Source organism: Chitinophaga fulva (assembly GCF_012927205.1).
GTDB classification, from domain to species: Bacteria; Bacteroidota; Bacteroidia; order Chitinophagales; family Chitinophagaceae; genus Chitinophaga; species Chitinophaga fulva.
Genome location: NZ_JABBGC010000001.1, coordinates 1,170,405 through 1,190,173, shown reverse-complemented (window position 1 = coordinate 1,190,173; position 19,769 = coordinate 1,170,405). Strand labels below are relative to the sequence as shown.

Sequence of the window (19,769 nt, the reverse complement as noted above, 5' to 3'; positions counted from 1 at the left end):
CTACAATTCACTGTCCATAAATTGGTTGAAATCTTCTTTCAGCTCAATAAATAATTTCTGAAAAATCTCCATACGGTTGGACATGGTATCATAGTCACATATGGGCCGGTCGTCGTGGATGACCGTTGGTGGCTGCTCGGCCGAGAGTTTTTTGGCACATTGCTTAAGATCGTGGAACATTTCGTCGGCAACTTCCCGCTGTCTTAACAAACGGTTCTCAAAATGTTCTACTCTTGACATTACTTCCCGGGGCGCAGAACTGAGGACTATTTGTTCCAGACGCTCCCGCATCATTTTTGCATCTTCTCTTACTTCATTTACTTCTTCCTTCCAGGAATTGATCTGCTCAGTCAGATCAGTTGGCTGTGTTGTAATTTCCATGGTGTATTGATTTAGCCATTAACAATAATGATTCATCATTACCCAAGCAAGTTTTTCAATATCCACTTTAACTGTTTACATCCCGCTACTGTTAACAAAGATCCACTTCTAAGGTACAACCTTTTTCAATTCGGCCCTCACAACTTTTGACGTTCTTTCCGGTATTGTTTATAAAAATCTGCCGAACTCCGGAAACCATGCCATCGCCTCCAAAATACCGCCTGTACCGCTGCGACCGGCTTGCAGCACATTGTGCATTCCCACGGTACGGGTAAGCAATTCCGGCTCAGCGCCACCAACTACCACACCCTTAAATCCCATTTCATACATGGATAAATCGTTCATGGAATCTCCGGCCACCAACACCTCATGATGAGGCAATGCCAGCACTCCTAACAATTGTTGCAGGGTGTTTCCTTTATTCACACCGCGGGGAAGAATATCAAGATATTTTCCGGCAGACAACAACAGATCACAGTGCAGCGATTCAGCTACTTCCCGCGCTGTCTCTATATCTGTGGCATCGTCATAATAATAGGAACAACGGTACTGTTGCTGCGCCTCCTGGTGCAACAATCCCTTCACCGATTTCAGTTGCTCCCGCACCTGATCACCTGGCCACAATTTGGCGATGTCTGATTGTACAGGCTCTACCGCTACCAGTGAAGCCAGATGCGTAACAGTAGCCCCTACGTCACAAATAATATACTCAGGGCGCGGAATACGGGCATCTTCCAGCAAAGTCAACACACTACGTATACCCCTCCCTGTTACAAAAACCAATTGTATGTCTTTTCTGTTGCGGACCAGCTCGTAAAGCTGTTCCTTATCTGCCGCGGAGCCGGCCAGGAATGTTCCGTCTAAATCTGTTGCTAATAACATCTTGATGGTCGTCTGTTGATCGGTAATATAAAAGCTTTGTGCGGGGAATACAACTCCGGTCTACATGTTTAACAAAAATAAAAAACAAGAGACCGGCCTTCGGCTGTCTCTTGTGCATATAATAACGATCTATAACGAAGCGGAAGGATCAGTTCAGCATGGGTACGTCTATCAGCAAAAACGTTGCTGGTTTCAGCACCTCTACTGTTACCTTTTCGTAATCAGACAAACCAATCGCATCACGCGTCTGTAACACTTCATCTGCTACTTTTATTTCTCCGCTGAGGAGGAACAGGTAACTACCGGTACCCGCTTGTTTCGGTGTCAGGTCTATTTTCTGTCCTGCTTCAAAATCCCCCAGTGAAAACCAGGTATCCTGATGAAGGCTTAGCGCATGCTGAGCGCCATCCGGCGCAACCACCAGCTGTAAAGCATTGTGCCGGGCTGCAGGATCAAAAGTACGCTGATCATAACGCGGCGTGATATTTCTTTCTTTAGGAAATATCCATATCTGCAGAAAACTCACATCGTCTGTTTTGGATGCATTAAACTCTGAGTGTACGATACCACTGCCGGCACTCATTACCTGTACATCGTTTTTCCGGATCACTCCTTTGGTGCCGGTATTGTCACGGTGTTCAAGGCTACCGTCCAGCACAATGGAAACGATCTCCATATTGTCGTGCGGGTGCGCACCGAAACCCATACCACCTTTTACCTGGTCATCGTTCAATACGCGCAAAGCGCCGAAGTGAATTTTGTCAGGATTATAATAATTAGCAAAGCTGAAAGAATGGTGGCTTTTCAACCAGCCATGGTTAGCATAGCCTCTGTCATCTGCACGCTGTATAATCTTTTTCATAACTATTGTTCTCCTTGTTTTTGTACACTACAAAGGTCGGTATAAAGGGAGGGGAATAAAATGGATGATCTGTTGAAAAACGTGGACAAAAAAAATGCAGCGGATATCCCGCTGCATTTTCCATAAAATTTATTGAACAATGGTTATACCAGTACGGCATCCATGGTGATGTTAGTGTTCAACAGTTTGCTGATAGGGCAGTTTGCTTTTGCATCAGCAGCCATTTCAGCAAATTTGGCGGCATCCAGACCAGGAACGCTGGCTTTCACTTCCAGATGGCTGGAGGTGATGGCGCCATTTTCCAGGGTGATGGTGCATTTGGTATCGATGTTGCCCGGAGTTAAACCAGCACCGGAAATCACGAAGCTCAGTTTCATAGTAAAACAACCAGCATGAGCTGCCGCTATCAATTCTTCAGGATTAGTGCCTACACCTTCCTCAAAACGGCTGCTGTAGGAGTATTGGGTATTGTTCAACACGGTTGACTGGGAAGAAACGGTACCTTTACCTTCTTTACCAGTGCCTTGCCAATTGGCAGTTGCAAATCTTTTCATGTTATTATTCTTTAAATAATTTGAGGTGATTAATCTGTGTAGAGGCCCCAAATTACAAAAATAAACAGGATTATCATGATCAAAAAAAGATAACCTGGCAGGGAACCCTGCCAGGTTATCACAATCTCTCTTAATTCTTCCTATCTGTCTTCGTTCATCCGGTGAATCAGCTGTAATCCTGTCTATCACAGTTAAATAACTTCCACTAATTCAGCAATTGGTTTTCTCACTTTCTTTGCGTGTTGCATAACATCATCTTCCGCTCTGAAACCAATGGCTGCTATCACTACAGTAGCCAGTCCTTTATCCTTTAAGCCCAAAATTTCGTCGTATTGATTGGCATCAAAGCCTTCCATCGGACAGGCATCGATGCCTTCGGCTGCTGCGGCTGTCAGCAAAGTACCCAGTGCCAGGTAAGCCTGCTTGGAGGTCCAAACGGCGGCACCTGCTGCATCCAGATGGCTCACGGTATTTTTCATCATCCCCGCAAAGCCGGCAAGGTCTTCCGGATTGATATTACGCGTAGCGGCTATATTATTCGTATAATCGTCTACGTGGGATTCGTTCAGGTTACGTACCCGGGCAAACACTACCAGATGTGATGCATCAGTGATCTGCGACTGGTTCCACGAGGCCGCCTTCAGTCTTTCCCTGATGGCGGGGTTTTCTACCACCAGCATCTTATAAGGCTGGAGCCCATAAGAGGAGGCAGATAACCGGGTAGCTGTTGTGATCCTGTCCAACTGGGTGGCAGTCAGCTTCTTCACCGGATCAAATTTCTTCACGGCATAACGCCATTCCAGTTTTTGTATAATATCCATCGTCGTTTTTTTATGATTGTTTGATCATTTGTACGCTGGCCAGCAGTTTCACTTCATCACTCAGCAACACACCACCTGTTTCTGTGGTAGCGTGGAAAGTAAGACCAAAATCCTTACGGTTGATTTTACCGCTCAGTTCAAAGCCTGCCTTTGTTTGTCCCCACGGGTCTACTACTTCTCCACCGAATTCCACGCTCAGTTCTACCGGACGGGTATTATCACGGATGGTCAGATCACCGATCAGTTTATATGTTTCGTCATCGATCTTTTTCACTTCTTTGGAAACAAACTGCAGTTTAGGATACTGTGCAGCATCAAAGAAATCGCCTGCCAGCAGGTGCTGGTCACGTTGTGCGTTCTGTGTGGTAACGCTGTTGATGTCTGCACTGAAAGAAATATTGGCAGTGCTGAAATCGTTACCTTCTGTTTGCATAGTAGCGTCGAATGTACCGAACTGGCCGGTCACAGTAGTGATCATCAGGTGTTTTACTTTAAACTGTACATCACTATGAGTGGGATCAATTTTCCAGGTAGTCATACAAATATGTTTTTGTTTTAGTTTTTATAAATAGATGTGTTTATTGTTCAGGATTAATTCAGGAAGCCCATTTTACCGGCGTTGTAGTCATTGATCGCTTCATTGATTTCTTCTGGTGTATTCATCACAAAAGGACCATACGCTACAATCGGTTCATTGATGGGTTCACCGCTCAACAGCAACATGCTGGTGTCTGTAACGGCAGTAATGGTGATATCAGTGCCGTCATGCTCAAAGAGCACGGTTTCCACGCCTTTGGCAGCGCTACCGTTGATGTCTGCTTCTCCCTGCATCACTACCGCTATGGTATTGTAATGCGCCGGGAAGGCCACTTCTATTTTATCGCCTTTTTTAAGCTGTACATCCAGTACGTTTACCGGTGAGAAGGTTTTAGCCGCGCCTTTAACATCATGATATTCTCCTGCAATCACTCTTACATATCCTTCTTCACTCACTTTCACGACAGGTATCTCCGCTTTGGTGAGGTTCTGATAACCAGGCTTGCTGTTTTTATATGCCTTCGGGAGATTTACCCACAACTGGGCCATCTCTACTTTACCGCCTCTTTTGCTGAATTCAGTTTCGTGTTTTTCTTCGTGCACGATACCGGCAGCAGCGGTCATCCATTGTACATCGCCAGGGGCCAGTTTACCATGACTGCCGGTAGAATCGCGGTGTTCCAGTTCGCCCTGGTATACCACGGTGACAGTTTCAAACCCTTTGTGCGGGTGCTGGTCCACGCCACGCGGTCTGTTGGTGGGCGGGAAGTAGCTGGGTGCGCCATAGTCCATCAGGATAAAAGGGCTGACCGGATTGTTCTGGGAACGGGTACCGCCAGGCAGTACGCTGTGAACCCTGAATCCGTCGCCCACCATGTGGGGAGCAGGTGCTATTAAAATCTGACTTACATGTTTTATGTTTTTCATAATTGCCTCCTTTAAAAGACAACACAAAAATACATGTTGCAACACCTATATGAAATGGATAAAACGCCTTCCTTGATGGACTTTTTTACCTAAACGGGGTAAATCAAGGCTGGTGGCTCACAGAGCGGGAGGCTTCCTTAAACTCGGAAGGGCTCTGGGAGGTGTATTTCTTAAAAAAGCGGCTGAAATAGTGGGGGTCGTCAAATCCTAACTTGTAGGCAATTTCTTTGGCTGTAAGGTCTGTATTATAAAGATAACGCTGAGCTTCAAGGATGACTCTGTTACGGATATGCTCTCCTGCTGTAATACCAGACAACTGCTTACTGATTTCATTGAGCAGTACAGGTTTTATATGAAGCAGACCTGCATAATCGGAGACGGTTTTCAGTTCCCGGTATTTTTCTTCGATAAGGTTTTTGAATTTCAGGAAGATGGAACTGTTATGTACAGCATGCTGTTCCGCCGGAATGGCCACACTTTGGCCCTTAATACGGGACACCAGCACGAGAAAATAACGCAGCAGGCCATGCAGGGCGGTTTCGTACTCCGGCTCACGGGTATTCAGCTCCTTCAGCATCAGGCGAACGATAGACTCAATATCAGCGGACTGCTCCGGGTCCAGCGTGATGATACTACTGAACTGATCATTGAAGAAAAGGCCGGAATTAATACCAGACACCTGGGACTGGTCTTTCAGGCACATAAAAGCCTCCTGGAAGGCGATCATATACCCATCGATCCTTTCACTCATCTGGAGCTTATGGACCTGACCGGGCGCCAGGAAAAAGAGGGTGTTCTTTTTTACTTCGTGCGTAACGGTATCAATTGTATGCAGTAACGAACCTCTTTTGATCCAGTAAACAGTGTAGAAATCGTGCCGGTGCGGCACACCTGCCTGATCAAAGAAGTTCTCACCCAGCTCGCAAATGCTGGACACCACAAAACTAGGATCGGCCTGCGCATAGGCAGGCAAAGAAATGATACCGATATTGTCACGTTTCTCACCCATCTGTTAACCATCTATAAGTGTTCCGGCAGGTTCTTCCTCCCTGTTCTCCGGATCAATGTAATCAATAATAAAGTTGTTTCGGCCTTCTCCCACCATAATACCCAGGTGCTTCATCTGTACCAGTTCCAGCATGCTCAGGAAAAGGAAAATGGCGTGTACCCTGTCTTTACAGTGATCAAATATCTTTTCAAATGACAAAGTACGCTCTGATCTGGCCAGCTCCTCCATATACATCCTCGATCCTTCCATGGTGTAGTCGTATTTGTACACCACGTGCTGAGGCTTATGGTCACGCGCTTTCATGCGCTGCATCACTTTCTCAAAGGTCTGGGCCAGCTTAAAGAGGGTAAGGGTCTGAATCTCAGTCCCTTCACTTGTTACCTCGCCGATTTCAGCCAATTCCTTCGCAATATTGCCACGTTTGATATGCAGCATGCGTTCGGCCTCCATTTCGGCCAGTTCCGCAGCAGCCTGCTTATATCGTTTATATTCCAGGATCTTGTCTATCAACTCCATCCTCGGGTCGATTTCATTTCCCTGTTCGTCCAGTTCTTTGCGGGGCAACAGCATTTTCGCCTTGATGCGCATCAGTGTGGACACAAAGAGGATGAATTCGCTTGCCAGCTCGATATTCAGCGATTCTATATGGTGAATATAGTCGAGAAACTCCTGCGTGATCGTATTGATCGGAATATTATAGATATCCAGCTCATCGCGTTCTATAAAGAACAACAGGAGGTCAAAAGGACCCTCAAACTGCGGAAGTTTTATTTTATAGGAAACCTGTTCACTCACGTTGATGATGTTTTATGCACAAAGGCGCAAAGCAGCAAAGACTTTTGTTGCCTTGCGCCTTCGCGCCTTTGCGTATTATCAAAAGTAACGAAATTCCGGCTAATCAGAACTTGGCAGCGAACCCTATCCCCAGTATCTGCTTGACCTGCAAACGGGGGCCCAGCACACCAGTTTGCTTATTTTCAAATGTTTTTACCTTATCGTCATATATCATATCTACATTGAGCGTGGCGGCAATGTATTTGTTCACCTTCAGTTCCAGCGCATTAGTAAAGAACACCACAATATTCTGCGGATTATCGAGGTAATTGGAAAACAAATCCAGCCGGCCTTTGTAGGTAATATTTTTAGCGATGGTTTTCATGTAGTTGGCAGACAAATAAGCACCAATTTCATACTTAAAATGTTTTCCGGTATCTACACCATATGCTCCCTGGCTTGCGAGGTAATCATCCATCACAAACACGAAGCGGGAGGTGGCGGGAGAGAGGAACAGTGAAAACTCAGGTACAGGTTTATAATCAAAACCTGGAGACAACAGCACGTAGGCCGGCGCAAAAAACCGGGAAGATAATTGTGGCGTAGTATCAGCAGGATAGAGATAACCACTGGTAAACTGTGTCCTGAGGTTGCCGAGCATGCTTATATACCAGTGCCTGCCAATATCATATCCGTATTTTGACGTAAGGTCTATACGGTCATCGGCTTTACGGGCACCGAGACTGGTGGTGTTGATAAAACCATAAGCCAGGTCTGCAACGTTGTCCCATGCACGGCGACCATTCTTATAGAACGCAAATGCATATACGTTAGATCCCAGCGAAAAAGTGAAATTATCACCACCCGCAGCCCAGTTGCTTAGTGAGCCCTGGTTGATATTCACATTCAGATTAACACCTCTTTTCCAGATCTTAACCGTCGTGTCTTTATCATCTTTCTTAATTTTTTTTGCGGTTTCATCCCGTTGACTCTTTATCCAGTCATTTTGTGCCTGGACAGCTACAAAACTCAGTAGACAACAGGCAATGGACAAAGCAAACTTTCTCATCAATTAGACTTTTTTAGATTAACAAAAAAACACAGCACGCTGCTGTTCTCCATACAGGAGAGCAACTGAATGCTGTGCGGTAATATAAAGAGAGCTTATCTTTTTTTCAGTTCATCACGGATTTCCATGAGCAGTTTTTCCTGGGCAGTTGGTTCTGCCGGAGCAGCTGGTTGCTTGTTGGTCAGTCTGTTCATAAATTTCACCAGCAGGAAAATACAGAACGCAATAATCAGGAAGTCGATCACACTCTGTATAAATGCGCCATAGGCGAATACGTTAGCACCAGCAGCTTTTGCCGCAGCCAGTGATGGAAAATTAGTCCCCTTGCTGCTGTCCAGGTAGGTGAATTTGTCCGTAAAATCCGCACCACCGGTTACTACGCCAATTAAAGGCATAATAATATTGTCTACCAGTGATGTAACGATCTTTCCAAAGGCACCACCAATGATCACACCTACGGCCAGATCCATTACATTGCCTTTCATGGCAAATTCCTTAAACTCTTTGATGAATGACATAAATGCAAGGTTTTAATTTGGTTAAAATATGACGACGAAAATAGTGTATAATCACAGAACTGCTTAATTATTAATCTATTATTTCTTCAATCGGGGATATTTCATGTTGAGTGATTTCAGTGTATCCCTCAGCGTTAGTGCGATTATATACTCCTTGTACCAGTTATGATCGGCCGGCACGATGATCCAGGGAATATCATTACAGTATTTAAAAGCGTCTTCATATGCGTCCATGTACTGGTCCCACAATTTAGCTTCTTCCAGGTCATTCTCATTATACTTCCACATCTTCCTTGGGTCTTCCGTGCGTTCGGTCAGGCGTTGCTGTTGCGCTTCCCGTGACACATGCAGATAGAATTTCAGGATGTGTGTGTTGTTATGCACGGTCAGCAACTGCTCGAAGTCATTGATGGCCGTCATCCTTTTACGGGCGGTTTTCTCGTCAATCCATTTATGCACCCTTTGTATGAGAATATCTTCATAATGCGAACGGTTAAACACCTGTATCATTCCTTTTCCGGGGGCCTGTTTATGGACACGCCAGAGGAAATCGTGGTCCGTTTCTTCGGGAGTAGGCGCTTTAAACGAATGCACCGTACAACCTTGCGGGTTCAGGGTGCCGGTTACATTTTTAATAACCCCGTCTTTACCGCTGGCGTCCATACCCTGGACCACCATCAATACACAGTGTTTGTGCTGGGCATACAACAGGTTTTGCAACTCGTCCAGTTCCTGTAAAATTTCCCGTGTGGTGGCTTTGATTTTTTCTTTGTCCAGTTTTTTGGGAGCGGTGGTACTAATGGCAGACAACTTGATTTTACTCATGGATTTACATTCTTACCAATGAATTTAACAAAATCAACTCAGAAGTGTTGCATCGCAAACGATTTATATTTTGTGCAATAGACTTATATCCTCAATTTTGTATTCTTAAAAAATGCCACCTTGAACCATAAATTTGCCCACTGGGGCGTCTTTCTGCTGTTGTCACTTACCTGGGGCAGCTCTTTCATTTTAATGAAAATCGGACTGGAATCTTTTACACCCTGGCAGGTAGCCAGTTTGCGACTGGTGGCAGCAGGGCTGGCGTTATTGCCATTTCTGCCCAAAGCTATCCGGCAAACGCCGGTCAATAAGTTGCCCGTTATTATTCTTTCCGGTATTCTGGGCAACGGGCTTCCGGCTTTTCTTTTCTGTCTGGCTGAAACCGAGATAGACAGTTCACTGGCGGGTATTTTAAATTCATTGACGCCGCTGATGGCATTGCTCGCTGGTTTGATTATTTTCAAAAGCCCTATTAAAAAAGCACAACTACTGGGAGTATGTGTGGGTTTACTGGGTGTGGTGTTGCTTTTCAGTTCCAAGGGGATCAACACCAACGGCCATTGGTATTACAGCCTGCTGGTGGTGGCCGCCACGATCAGTTATGGCACCAATATCAGCCTGGTGCATCATTATCTGAAAGGATTTGGTTCGCTGCAGCTGGGGTCTATAGCCATGTTTTTCTGTGGGCTGGCTACTTTTCCGGTATTACTGTTCAGCGACTTTTTCCCCCAGTTTGCGACAGACCACGCTCCCTGGCGTTCTCTGTCTGCCGGCCTTGTGCTGGGAGTAATGGGTACCGGGGTGGCAGCTGTGTTATTTTATCTGCTGATCCGTCGTGCCGGTTCCATGTTTGCGTCCATGGTCACTTATGCGTTACCGGTAGTAGCTATAGGCTGGGGATTGCTGGCACATGAAACGATCACCTGGATACAGGTGGTGTGTATGGGTATTATCCTGTTGGGGGTATATCTGGTCAACCGGGCCAAAACAGCCTCCTGATAAAAAGAGCAGCGGAGAAACACACGATGTGTAAGTCTCTCCGCTGCTGTTATATTTTTACTGAAATGATGGTTAGATGGCCATGATTTCTTTCTCTTTTGCTTCGCAATGTTTATCGATGAGCACGATGTGTTTATCGGTCACAGTCTGAATATCAGCTTCCGCATCTTTAGCGGTATCTTCGCTCAATCCGTCTTTTTGCAGTTTTTTGATGCCTTCGATCGCGTCGCGGCGAATGTTGCGGATGGCAACCTTAGCCTGTTCTCCTTCAGAGTTTACTCTCTTCACAAATTCCTTTCTTCTTTCCTCTGTAAGCGGCGGCAGGAACAAACGGATGATGATACCATCATTCTGCGGGTTGATGCCGATATTAGCTGCAATAATGGCCCTTTCGATAGGCTGCAACATATTTTTTTCCCAAGGCTGAATGGTCAGGGTACGGGCGTCAGCGATGCTGACATTGGCTACCTGGGCAAGCGGGGTAGGAGCGCCATAGTAATCCACAGTAATACCGTCCAGTATCTGAGGATTGGCTTTACCGGCCCTTACTTTAGTGAGTTCCTGTTCCAGGTGCCCGATTGCTCTTTTCATCGAGTCCGCTGCATCATCCAGGATAAGCGTTAGATCATCTTGCATAACATAAATAGTTAAGTGCCTGCAAACCTACAGGTTTTCTTTTAATCATCAAAGTAACGGATACAAGAATGGATATAACAGTTTTCCGGCTATTTATCCTGTAATACGCCTCCTGTAGTAACCCGAAGCACTTTAGGCGCAGCAGCATTCTGGGCGGCAGGCTGTGCAATCGTGGTGGCTGTTTTAAGCGTCAGCTTTCTCTTACGGGCCAGATACAGCATACCAGTAAAGGTAGTAGCAGCCCCCACTACAACGATCGTTAACACGGTAGTGCCCAGCCCCTGAAGGAAATAAGCCCCCGCGATAAAGACCGCATTTACACTCACAGATACCAGGGTAGTTTGTCTGTGGTCCAGGCGCAGGTCCAGTAAATAGTGGTGAATATGGTTCCGGTCCGCTGAAAAAGGAGAGCGGCCCTGGAGCATACGTACGGAAAACACCCGCAGGGTATCAAAAAGCGGCACGATCAAGATAGCAATAGCTACCGCCGGTGTGGCGCCAATAGGCATTTTGCTGGCCGGGTTACCTGCCACTTCGATGAATTTAAGTACCAGTACAGCATTCACCAAACCAATCAACAGGGAACCGGTATCGCCCATGAATATACGGGCAGGAGAAATATTATAAATCAGGAAGCTTGCCAATCCGCCAGCCAGTGCAAAGCCCAGCACAGCGTAGGTGATTTCACCAACATGCAGGAAATAAGCGCCCAGCACCGCACTCACCAACAAACCAATGCTGCCGGCATGACCGTCCACGCCGTCAATCAGGTTGAAAGCGTTGATCACAACAACAAAGTAGAAATATGTCAGCATCAGGCTGATATTGGAAGGGAGGGTGGTGATACCCAGGAAGCCATACATACCGGTAATCTGCAGATTGCCCAGATAAATAATGGCAAAAGAAGCAACGAGTTGACCAATGAGTTTCTTAAGTGGAGACAATCCTACGATATCATCTTTCATGCCCACCATGAAAATAATGAAGAAAGCCGCCATCATATATTGAAACGGCGAATTCTGTAATGTAGGGACACACACCGTCGCAGCAATGATAAACCCAGAGAAAAAGCCAATTCCTCCGAGCGTTGGTATGCGTTGTTTATGTGTTTTTCTCTCGTCTGGTTCGTCGTACAAGTGTTTTAATTCCGCTACTCGGATAAGTATCGGAATAGAAAAATAGGTTACCACAAAACTCAGGACGGTAGCAATTAAAACATTCTCCATTAGTGGGGCTTAAGTTTTGCAAAGATATTTATTTCAATCAAATATGTAAAAGAAACACTAAAAAAATCGGGAATTTTAATACTTTGAGACCGCAAAAACAAACATTCAACGCCACAAAATCTAAGAAATCAATTAGTTTTGCGGCACAAAATCACTCAACTATCATGCCACAGCTTCAGGATATTGCCAGCCAGATCAGAAGAGATATAGTACGAATGGTACATGGTGTTCAAAGTGGCCACCCCGGTGGTTCATTAGGTTGCGCAGATTTCTTTACTGCCTTATACTTCAAGGTTTTAAAGCATACTCCCCAACCTTTTGACATGGACGGCCGTGACCAGGACCTGTTTTTCCTCTCCAATGGGCACATTTCCCCTGTTTTTTATAGCGCGTTGGCCCGTTCCGGTTATTTCCCGGTACCGGAGCTCGCCACTTTCCGGAAACTGAACTCCCGCCTTCAGGGACACCCTACCACACACGAACACCTCCCGGGTATACGTATGGCCTCCGGCTCCCTCGGACAGGGCATGAGCGTGGCTATCGGTGCAGCTTTGAGCAAAAAGCTGAACAACGATAAAGGCATCGTTTTCTGCCTGCACGGCGACGGTGAACTGGAAGAAGGACAAATCTGGGAATCCGTGCTGTTTGCGCCACACCATAAAGTGGACAACCTGATCATTACTGTGGACCTCAACGGTCAGCAGATTGATGGCACCACTGACGCCGTGGCCGGCCTCGGCGATGTAGGCGCTAAATTCGAAGCTTTCGGATGGACCGTCCTCCATATGAACGGTAACGATATGGACGATACCGTTGCTACCCTCGAAAAAGCCAAAAGCCTTACCGGCCAGGGCAAACCCATCGCTATCATCATGAAAACCGTGATGGGACAGGGTGTAGACTTCATGGAAGGCCACCACGAATGGCATGGTATCGCCCCCAGCGATGAACAACTGGCGAAAGCACTGGCTCAATTGCCAGAAACACTCGGCGACTATTAATCATTTTGAGATTTACATATTTTGATACTTAGCTATTTATTTAAGTATTCAAAAAAAATTAAAAAGAAGAAGCGGGACTTTGATATCAAAGTCCCGCTTCTTCTTTTTAATGAAATATCTAAATAACATCAGGTGGCTTTGAGGGAAATAGCTTCCCCCGCTGCCCGGCGGGCAGGATACCAGCTGGCAGCCAGCCCAATCACCAGGATGGTGATCAGCACCAGCACGAAATCAGCCAGGTGCATACTTACCGGATAGGTATCCACCAAAAACGAAGTGCCTTCCAGCCGGATAATCCCGAAATATTGCTGTATCAGGCAAAACCCACCTCCCAACACAAACCCCAGCAAAGTGCCTATACCGGCAATAATCAGTCCTTCTGTAAGGAATATTCTCATTATCAGCGACTTACGGGCACCCATGGCTTTCAGGATCGTGATATCTTTCTCTTTTTCAATCACCAGCATATACAACGACCCGATCATGTTGAAGGCAGCAATAATCATAATGAAACTGAGAATCACATATACGGCCCATTTTTCTGTCTGCATGATCGCATATAAAGACTGATTCTGTTCATACCGGGTCTGTACTTTATAAGATGCTCCCAATATCCGCTGCAGCCTGCCTTTTAGCTCATTCTGGTTTACTCCAGGCATTGCCGCCAATTCCAGGGCCGACATCTCATTGGGTTTCAGGTCCAGCAAACTACGCAGGAAATTGATATGCGTGATGACGTATTTACTATTGAACTCCTGCTGAATGGCAAAGGTGCCCGCAGGATAAAGCACACCGTTGTTCAGCGCGTCTTCCGGCGTAACAAACGCATTTACATTCCGGCGGGGGACGTATACGGTCACCGGTACCAGACTATGCTCCACATCCACACCCAGCGCGCCTTCCAGCTCCAGTCCCAACACAGCACGGTAAGCCACTTCATCTCCGATATCAAAACGTCCGCGGACGATATTGCCTTTCACATCTGCCACCCGGTTGTAGCTACTATCCACGCCTTTCAGCACCGCAATCGTAGGTTCGTCCCCGTAGCGAAGCACCGCTTTTTCCTCTACCACTTCGGAATACGCAGCCACACCGGGCGTATGCCCGATAGCCTGCAATTGCGCCGGCGTAAGCAACAATGTTTTACCGCTGGCGGGCACAATTTTAATAGCCGGATAAAAAGAGGAATACAGGGATTTCACCAAACCTTCAAACCCGTTGAACACACTCAGGATAACAATCAGCGCTCCGGTACCTATCGCGATGGCAGCCACACTTACCCAGGCAATGATGTTGATGGCATTAGTGGATTTTTTAGCCCTGAAGTAACGGGAAGCAAACTGCCAAACCATATTTTTTGAATTACGAATGACGAATGACGAATTACGAATGATGAAGTCAACAACAGCATGGGGCTAAAGTACAATTCGTCATTCGTAATCCGTAATTCGTCATTGATTATTGGTTATCTCCTTTAATATGAGAATCGTCTTCTTTGATTTTCTTGAAAAGTTCTTCCATCTTGAAAACATAGTCAAGCGTATCATCAAGGAAAAAAGTCAATTCCGGCATCCGGCGCAATTGCTTGCCCACCCGTAATCCCAGCGCCTTTTTGATTTCTCCCATTCTATCTTTGATGCGCTCCAGCATCTCATTGGGAGATTTTATCTGGAACATGCTCAGATATACCTTCGCTTCCAGCAGGTCAGGCGTCATTTTAACAGCAGCAATGGAAATCATGCCTCCTTCCACTACATTGAACCCCATCCGCTGAAACACGTCACTCAGCTGCTCCTGTATTAATTGTCCTATTTGCTTTTGCCTTTTAGTTTCCTGCATTGCATTCAGTTTTAATCGTTAACAAAACAGCACACATGCACAATAATAATATATTTATGATATAATGCTGTCAACAGGGGACCGCCACGAACCGCCCCGTTATACGCGAAATTAACCATTTCCGGGAAAGATTGGGCGTATTTACAGGCAGGTGGTCACTTAATTATGCTATTTTTGCATGCTAATAAAAACGCAAGCATCAGGCATGAAGACTTTCAAGCGATTACTGGGATATGCTACCCCCCTGCATCATTATGTTCCGGAATATGTTATTTATACTATCATAGGTATCGTTTTCGGCATGGTCAACTTCGCCATGTTGATTCCGCTGCTGAATGTGATCTTCGACCAGGTGACAACTGAGCCACAGGTAATTAACCACCCTGTGTTTTCCTTTACCATCAAGTATTTCATTGACCTGTTTAACTATTACTTTTATTATTTTATCAATACCAGCGGGTCTAAAGAAAGCGCACTGTACTTTGTCTGCGCTGTAATTGGCATTTGCGTCACCATTGCCAATCTTGGCCGCTATATGAGCACCCGTGTGGTAACCCGGATGAAGATGACGATGCTTTCCCGGTTACGGACCAACCTGTATAAAAAATTCACCGAACAGTCATTGGGCTATTATAGTGAAAAACAGAAAGGCGACCTGTTGTCTGTGATGACCAACGATGTTCAGGAAGTCGAAGTCTCCGTGGTGAGCTCCGTTCAGATCCTGTTGCGCGATCCATTCATTATCATCGGTTATTTCGCTGTTCTTTTCTACCTGTCTGTGAAACTGACGCTTTTTACCATCGTTTTTTTCCCGGTGTCCGGCCTGCTAATTTCCTACATCTCTAAAAAGCTGAAACAAAAGGGCTGGTTCAGCCAGGAACTGCTGGGTAAAATTCTGAATGTGACAGAGGAAACACTGGGTGGTGTCCGCATCATACAATCATTCACTGCAGCGCCTTTCATGCAGAAAAAATTCGGAGACGTCAACTATCGTTTCATTAGTGTGAGCAAAGCCATGTTTAACCAGCGTGAGCTGGCTTCACCGGTATCAGAAATACTGGGCGTAATGGTAGTGGTAGTACTGTTGATTTATGGCGGCACGATGGTATTGCATGGCAGCGATCTGCTGACAGGCGCCACCTTCATGACTTACCTGGTTTTCTATTCACAGATCCTGCAGCCGGCAAAAAATATTTCCACGGCCATCACCACTATGCAACGCGGCATAGTAGCCAGCGAGCGCATCTTCGGCATACTTGATTCACAGGTAGCTGTTCAGGAAAAAAACAATGCACAGCCTGTCAGCACATTCGATGACAAGATTGAATACAACAATGTTTCTTTCAAATACGATCAGCAATATGTGTTGAAAGACATCAACCTGACTATCCGCAAAGGCCAGGTGACCGCACTCGTAGGCCGCAGCGGCGCCGGTAAATCTACCATGGCCGATGTGCTGCCACGTTTTTATGATGTCAACGAAGGCGCAATTCGTATAGACGGTACCGATGTACGCGATCTTCGGCTGAACGATCTGCGTGCACTCATTGGTGTAGTATCACAGGAAGCTGTACTGTTTAATGACACGGTGTTCAACAACATTGCTTTCGGCCATCCGGAAGCAGACCGCGAAGCCGTTATCCAGGCAGCAAAAATTGCCAATGCGCATGAGTTCATTGAACACCTGGAAAACGGATACGAGACTTCTATTGGGGACCGTGGCCTCAAACTCAGCGGTGGCCAGCGTCAGCGCCTCACCATCGCGAGAGCGATTTTTAAGAATCCGCCTATTCTGATACTGGATGAAGCCACTTCTGCACTTGACACAGAGTCAGAAAAACTGGTACAGTCCGCGCTCGACAAACTGATGCAAAACCGCACCACTATTGTCATTGCACACCGGTTGAGCACCATTCAGCATGCAAATGAAATTGTGGTTATGGACCACGGCGAAATAAAAGAACGTGGTACACATGACGACCTGCTTTCCCGTGAAGGCATCTACCATAAACTGGTAGAAATGCAAGAGTTTAAATAATCTCATTTACGGATTTTTTGATGCAGGATTTTTTGATTCCGGGATTCAATAACATGGATCACGTTGTTAAATCAAAAATTGCCAAAATCAAAAAATCCGTAAATCAAAAAATCCCCAAATCATTATCTGGCCTGCATCTCCCCGTTTCTTTTGGTACTGTTTTTGTTATATCCATTTTGATAATGCCAACCAGCTCTTTGCAGCATGTTTATTTCTTTAACCTTTTAACATAGCGAACTCCTATGATTTCTATCGTAATTCCTGTATTAAACGAAGGGGCTACCATACGCCAGGTAATAAAGACCGTAAAGAAGACCAACCGCAAAATTGAGATTATTGTGGTAGATGACAATTCCACAGACAACACCGTGGAAGAGGCCATGAAAGAGCAGGTACGGGTAATTACCAGCAGCCAGCGGGGGAAGGGTATCTCCATGCGGGAAGGTATGATGGCTGCCAAGCACGAAATTATTGCCTATGTTGATGGTGATATTCTTACTTATCCTGATAACATTGTAGAATTATTAACTGATCCTATCGAACGCGACGAAGCTGATTTCGTTAAATCCTACTTTGAAAGGCAGGCAGGCAGGGTCACACAATTAGTGGCCAAGCCGCTGCTGAGTATTCTGTATCCTGACCTCGCTCATTTCCAGCAACCACTTAGCGGCATGATCGCCGGACGCAAATCCATGTTGTCCCGGGTACAATTTGAAAATGATTATGGCGTGGATATCGGCTTACTGATAGACATGCACCAGTTAGGCGCCCGCATTGTGGAAGCCAATATCGGCAAGGTGGAAAACGCTATGCAAACATGGGAGCAGCTGAGTAAAATGTCGCGCGAAGTGTCCAGAACTATTTTACGCAAAGCAGAAAACATTCCGCAGGAAAACCTGGAAACACTGGGCAATATCAACCTGATCAGGGAACAGATGGAATACTCCATTCTTGAATCTATCGACAAGTTACAGAAGATGGTCATTTTTAATCTGGACCATGCTGTTTTCACGCAGAACTATCTGCAATGGGCAGCAATTGCGTTTGATCAGGAGGAAGAGCTGCAGCGCATCATGGCTACTGAAACGGACACGCTTACACGCCTGGAGCAAACAGCTGCGCTTTTCGAAGGCCGCAATATTGCAGAATTACTGGAAGTAGCGGATGCTATTCCGCTGATACCGGGTATCCGTGAAGTAGTGCAGGAACTGAAGAAGAGAGGATATGCCTGTGGCCTCATCACAGATGGCTTTGGCATGGTAGCCCGGCATATCAAAAATCAGCTGGGAATGGACTTCGTATTGGCCAATAAACTACATTTAGTCAACAGCGTTGCTACCGGAGAATTAACAGTGCCTGATTATTTTCTGAAGAACGGTGAGTATTGTAAGAGTGCTGTGTTACCTTATGTAGCGGAGCAATATAATATCCACTCACAGAATATTATTTATGTCGGAGATGGTAAACAGGACACCCAACTGTTGACCGAAGCGGGTATTGGTGTTGCGTTTTGTCCACAGTACCAACGGGCATATGTAGAAAAGGTTGCCGACAAAATTATTACTGGTTTGTCATTAGCGCCTTTGCTGGATATTGCACCGGCGAGCCCTTCTAAAAAATTCAGGTTGCCCGCCATCAGCAAAAAGCAGGCGCGCAACATTGGGATAGGCAGTCTTGTTGGATTGGCAGGAGCGGGGCTGGTGTATTTTGCGATGCGGCAGCTGCGCAACAGGCAGAAAGCAAACTGTTAAATCATGACAGTGACCCATAAACGAAAAACGGGATTTGATTACTCAAATCCCGTTTTTCGTTTATGCTTATAATTTTTATTTGCTCTTGGCCAGTTTGGCTTCAATGCTCAGCGTAGCATGAGGTACGGCACGGAGGCGTGCTTTATCTATCAGCTTGCCGGTTACGCGGCAGATGCCGTAAGTTTTATTTTCGATACGCATCATGGCTTTTTCCAGGTGGTCGATGAACTGGATTTGACGGCTGGCCATCTGGTTCAGCTGTTCCCTTTCCTGGGAGCCGCTGCCATCTTCCATGCTCATGTATTTGTTTTCAGTATCATCAGTACCTGCTTCGTCTTTGCGGGTAATGAGGCCTTGCAGATAAACCAGTTCTTTTTTGGCGAACTCCAGTTTTTTCTGGATCAATTCCCTGAACTCCTGCAGGTCTGCATCACTATATCTGAAAAGGGGGCCTGAAGCCGTTTCCGGCTGGTCCAGCACTGATTTGGTAAATTCAGGCTGATAAGCAACCAGAGAAGGCTTTCCACCTTTTTTCTCTGCTTTTTCGGCTTTTTCAGCTTTTTCCGGTTTTTCTGTTTTCTCGGGTTTCTCGGATTTTGCTGATTTCTCTGCCTTTACCGCAGGTTTTTCGGCTGCTTTTTTAGGGGATTCTTTCACCTTAGCAACTTGTTCCTTTGTATCTGCTTTCTTTATTGCCATTGTTTTAAGTTCTTTTTCTTCTGACTTAGAAATTAATGGTTTCTCTTTTTCAGCGGCAACACTTTTGGTGACCACTTGCTGCTTTACAGCAGGCTCATTTTTAACGGTCTTTTTTGCAGGTACAGCAACTTTCGGGACGGACGATGTTTTACTGTTTGTTGCGGCTGGAGCCTTTTTAATTACGTTTTTTGGGGTAGCTGCGGTTTTCTTTACTGCAGCTTTAGCTACCACGGCTTTTTTTGCTGCGGGTTTGGCGGGCTTGGCGGCTGCTTTTTTGGCGGCGGCCACTTTTTTAGGAGCGGCAGACGCAGCTTTTTTAGCCGGAGCAGGTTTGGCGGTCTTCTTTGCAGTCGTCGCCTTTGCTGCTGCCTTCTTCACCTGAACTACCTTTTGGGTCGATTTACTAGCAACCTTCTTTTTT

Annotated in this window: 21 protein-coding genes; 4 read left to right on the top strand and 17 right to left on the bottom strand. The window is 45.9% G+C overall.

The window, feature by feature from the left end:
• The 12 genes from HHL17_RS05070 to HHL17_RS05015 form a co-directional block, all read right to left on the bottom strand.
• A complete protein-coding gene (locus HHL17_RS05070) occupies window positions 1-381 on the bottom strand; it encodes a hypothetical protein (RefSeq protein ID WP_169223678.1) in 381 nt (126 codons plus the stop codon).
• A gap of 168 nt (window positions 382-549) precedes the next feature.
• Window positions 550-1,263 (bottom strand): HAD-IIB family hydrolase, encoded by a 714-nt coding sequence (locus HHL17_RS05065; RefSeq protein WP_169223677.1) that lies wholly within the window; start codon window positions 1,261-1,263, stop codon window positions 550-552.
• A gap of 148 nt (window positions 1,264-1,411) precedes the next feature.
• On the bottom strand, window positions 1,412-2,125 hold the full coding sequence (locus tag HHL17_RS05060; protein ID WP_169223676.1) for a pirin family protein: 714 nt from the start codon (window positions 2,123-2,125) through the stop codon (window positions 1,412-1,414).
• 143 nt (window positions 2,126-2,268) lie between these two features.
• The gene (locus HHL17_RS05055; RefSeq protein WP_168870494.1) at window positions 2,269-2,679 is read right to left on the bottom strand and encodes an OsmC family protein; all 411 of its coding nucleotides are present in this window, start codon (window positions 2,677-2,679) and stop codon (window positions 2,269-2,271) included.
• 191 nt (window positions 2,680-2,870) lie between these two features.
• Window positions 2,871-3,500: an NAD(P)H-dependent oxidoreductase gene (locus HHL17_RS05050; RefSeq protein ID WP_169223675.1), complete on the bottom strand. Its 630-nt coding sequence runs from the start codon at window positions 3,498-3,500 to the stop codon at window positions 2,871-2,873.
• Between the two features lie 10 nt (window positions 3,501-3,510).
• Window positions 3,511-4,038: a YceI family protein gene (locus HHL17_RS05045; RefSeq protein WP_206155913.1), complete on the bottom strand. Its 528-nt coding sequence runs from the start codon at window positions 4,036-4,038 to the stop codon at window positions 3,511-3,513.
• Between the two features lie 53 nt (window positions 4,039-4,091).
• The gene (locus HHL17_RS05040; protein WP_169223674.1) at window positions 4,092-4,964 is read right to left on the bottom strand and encodes a pirin family protein; all 873 of its coding nucleotides are present in this window, start codon (window positions 4,962-4,964) and stop codon (window positions 4,092-4,094) included.
• Between the two features lie 103 nt (window positions 4,965-5,067).
• Complete coding sequence (locus HHL17_RS05035; protein ID WP_169223673.1) at window positions 5,068-5,973, bottom strand: helix-turn-helix domain-containing protein; 906 nt, start codon at window positions 5,971-5,973, stop codon at window positions 5,068-5,070.
• 3 nt (window positions 5,974-5,976) lie between these two features.
• On the bottom strand, window positions 5,977-6,768 hold the full coding sequence (locus tag HHL17_RS05030) for a segregation and condensation protein A (protein WP_169223672.1): 792 nt from the start codon (window positions 6,766-6,768) through the stop codon (window positions 5,977-5,979).
• Between the two features lie 103 nt (window positions 6,769-6,871).
• Window positions 6,872-7,816 (bottom strand): DUF3078 domain-containing protein, encoded by a 945-nt coding sequence (locus HHL17_RS05025; RefSeq protein ID WP_169223671.1) that lies wholly within the window; start codon window positions 7,814-7,816, stop codon window positions 6,872-6,874.
• A gap of 95 nt (window positions 7,817-7,911) precedes the next feature.
• Entirely contained in the window at window positions 7,912-8,334 is a 423-nt protein-coding gene (mscL, locus tag HHL17_RS05020; protein WP_169223670.1) for a large conductance mechanosensitive channel protein MscL, read from the bottom strand.
• 78 nt (window positions 8,335-8,412) lie between these two features.
• Window positions 8,413-9,159 carry a PPK2 family polyphosphate kinase gene (locus tag HHL17_RS05015; protein WP_169223669.1) on the bottom strand — a complete coding sequence of 249 codons (747 nt, stop codon included), beginning with the start codon at window positions 9,157-9,159 and terminating at the stop codon, window positions 8,413-8,415.
• Window positions 9,160-9,279: 120 nt separating this feature from the next.
• On the opposite strand from HHL17_RS05015, the gene HHL17_RS05010 reads away from it, so the two are divergent.
• Window positions 9,280-10,158 carry a DMT family transporter gene (locus HHL17_RS05010; protein ID WP_169223668.1) on the top strand — a complete coding sequence of 293 codons (879 nt, stop codon included), beginning with the start codon at window positions 9,280-9,282 and terminating at the stop codon, window positions 10,156-10,158.
• Between the two features lie 72 nt (window positions 10,159-10,230).
• Here the strand turns inward: HHL17_RS05010 and frr are convergent, their stop codons facing one another.
• A complete protein-coding gene (gene frr / locus HHL17_RS05005) occupies window positions 10,231-10,794 on the bottom strand; it encodes a ribosome recycling factor (RefSeq protein ID WP_169223667.1) in 564 nt (187 codons plus the stop codon).
• 89 nt (window positions 10,795-10,883) lie between these two features.
• Window positions 10,884-12,020 carry a glycosyltransferase family 4 protein gene (locus tag HHL17_RS05000; RefSeq protein WP_169223666.1) on the bottom strand — a complete coding sequence of 379 codons (1,137 nt, stop codon included), beginning with the start codon at window positions 12,018-12,020 and terminating at the stop codon, window positions 10,884-10,886.
• A gap of 164 nt (window positions 12,021-12,184) precedes the next feature.
• Between HHL17_RS05000 and HHL17_RS04995 the strand changes: the two genes are divergently transcribed.
• Window positions 12,185-13,021 (top strand): transketolase, encoded by an 837-nt coding sequence (locus HHL17_RS04995; protein ID WP_169223665.1) that lies wholly within the window; start codon window positions 12,185-12,187, stop codon window positions 13,019-13,021.
• A 128-nt stretch (window positions 13,022-13,149) separates the two neighbouring features.
• Here HHL17_RS04995 and HHL17_RS04990 read toward each other — a convergent pair whose 3' ends face one another.
• Both HHL17_RS04990 and rbfA read right to left on the bottom strand, forming a co-directional pair.
• Entirely contained in the window at window positions 13,150-14,373 is a 1,224-nt protein-coding gene (locus HHL17_RS04990) for an FtsX-like permease family protein (protein ID WP_169223664.1), read from the bottom strand.
• A 106-nt stretch (window positions 14,374-14,479) separates the two neighbouring features.
• Complete coding sequence (rbfA, locus tag HHL17_RS04985) at window positions 14,480-14,860, bottom strand: 30S ribosome-binding factor RbfA (RefSeq protein WP_169223663.1); 381 nt, start codon at window positions 14,858-14,860, stop codon at window positions 14,480-14,482.
• 205 nt (window positions 14,861-15,065) lie between these two features.
• Here rbfA and HHL17_RS04980 point away from each other — a divergent pair, with 205 nt between their 5' ends.
• Together HHL17_RS04980 and HHL17_RS04975 are read left to right on the top strand one after the other, a co-directional pair.
• The gene (locus HHL17_RS04980) at window positions 15,066-16,898 is read left to right on the top strand and encodes an ABC transporter ATP-binding protein (RefSeq protein ID WP_169223662.1); all 1,833 of its coding nucleotides are present in this window, start codon (window positions 15,066-15,068) and stop codon (window positions 16,896-16,898) included.
• 242 nt (window positions 16,899-17,140) lie between these two features.
• Window positions 17,141-18,649, top strand: coding sequence for an HAD-IB family phosphatase (locus tag HHL17_RS04975; RefSeq protein ID WP_169223661.1), 1,509 nt, complete (start codon window positions 17,141-17,143; stop codon window positions 18,647-18,649).
• A 75-nt stretch (window positions 18,650-18,724) separates the two neighbouring features.
• Here the strand turns inward: HHL17_RS04975 and HHL17_RS04970 are convergent, their stop codons facing one another.
• Window positions 18,725-19,726 carry a TraR/DksA C4-type zinc finger protein gene (locus HHL17_RS04970; protein ID WP_317166519.1) on the bottom strand — a complete coding sequence of 334 codons (1,002 nt, stop codon included), beginning with the start codon at window positions 19,724-19,726 and terminating at the stop codon, window positions 18,725-18,727.
• Window positions 19,727-19,769 lie beyond the last annotated feature (43 nt).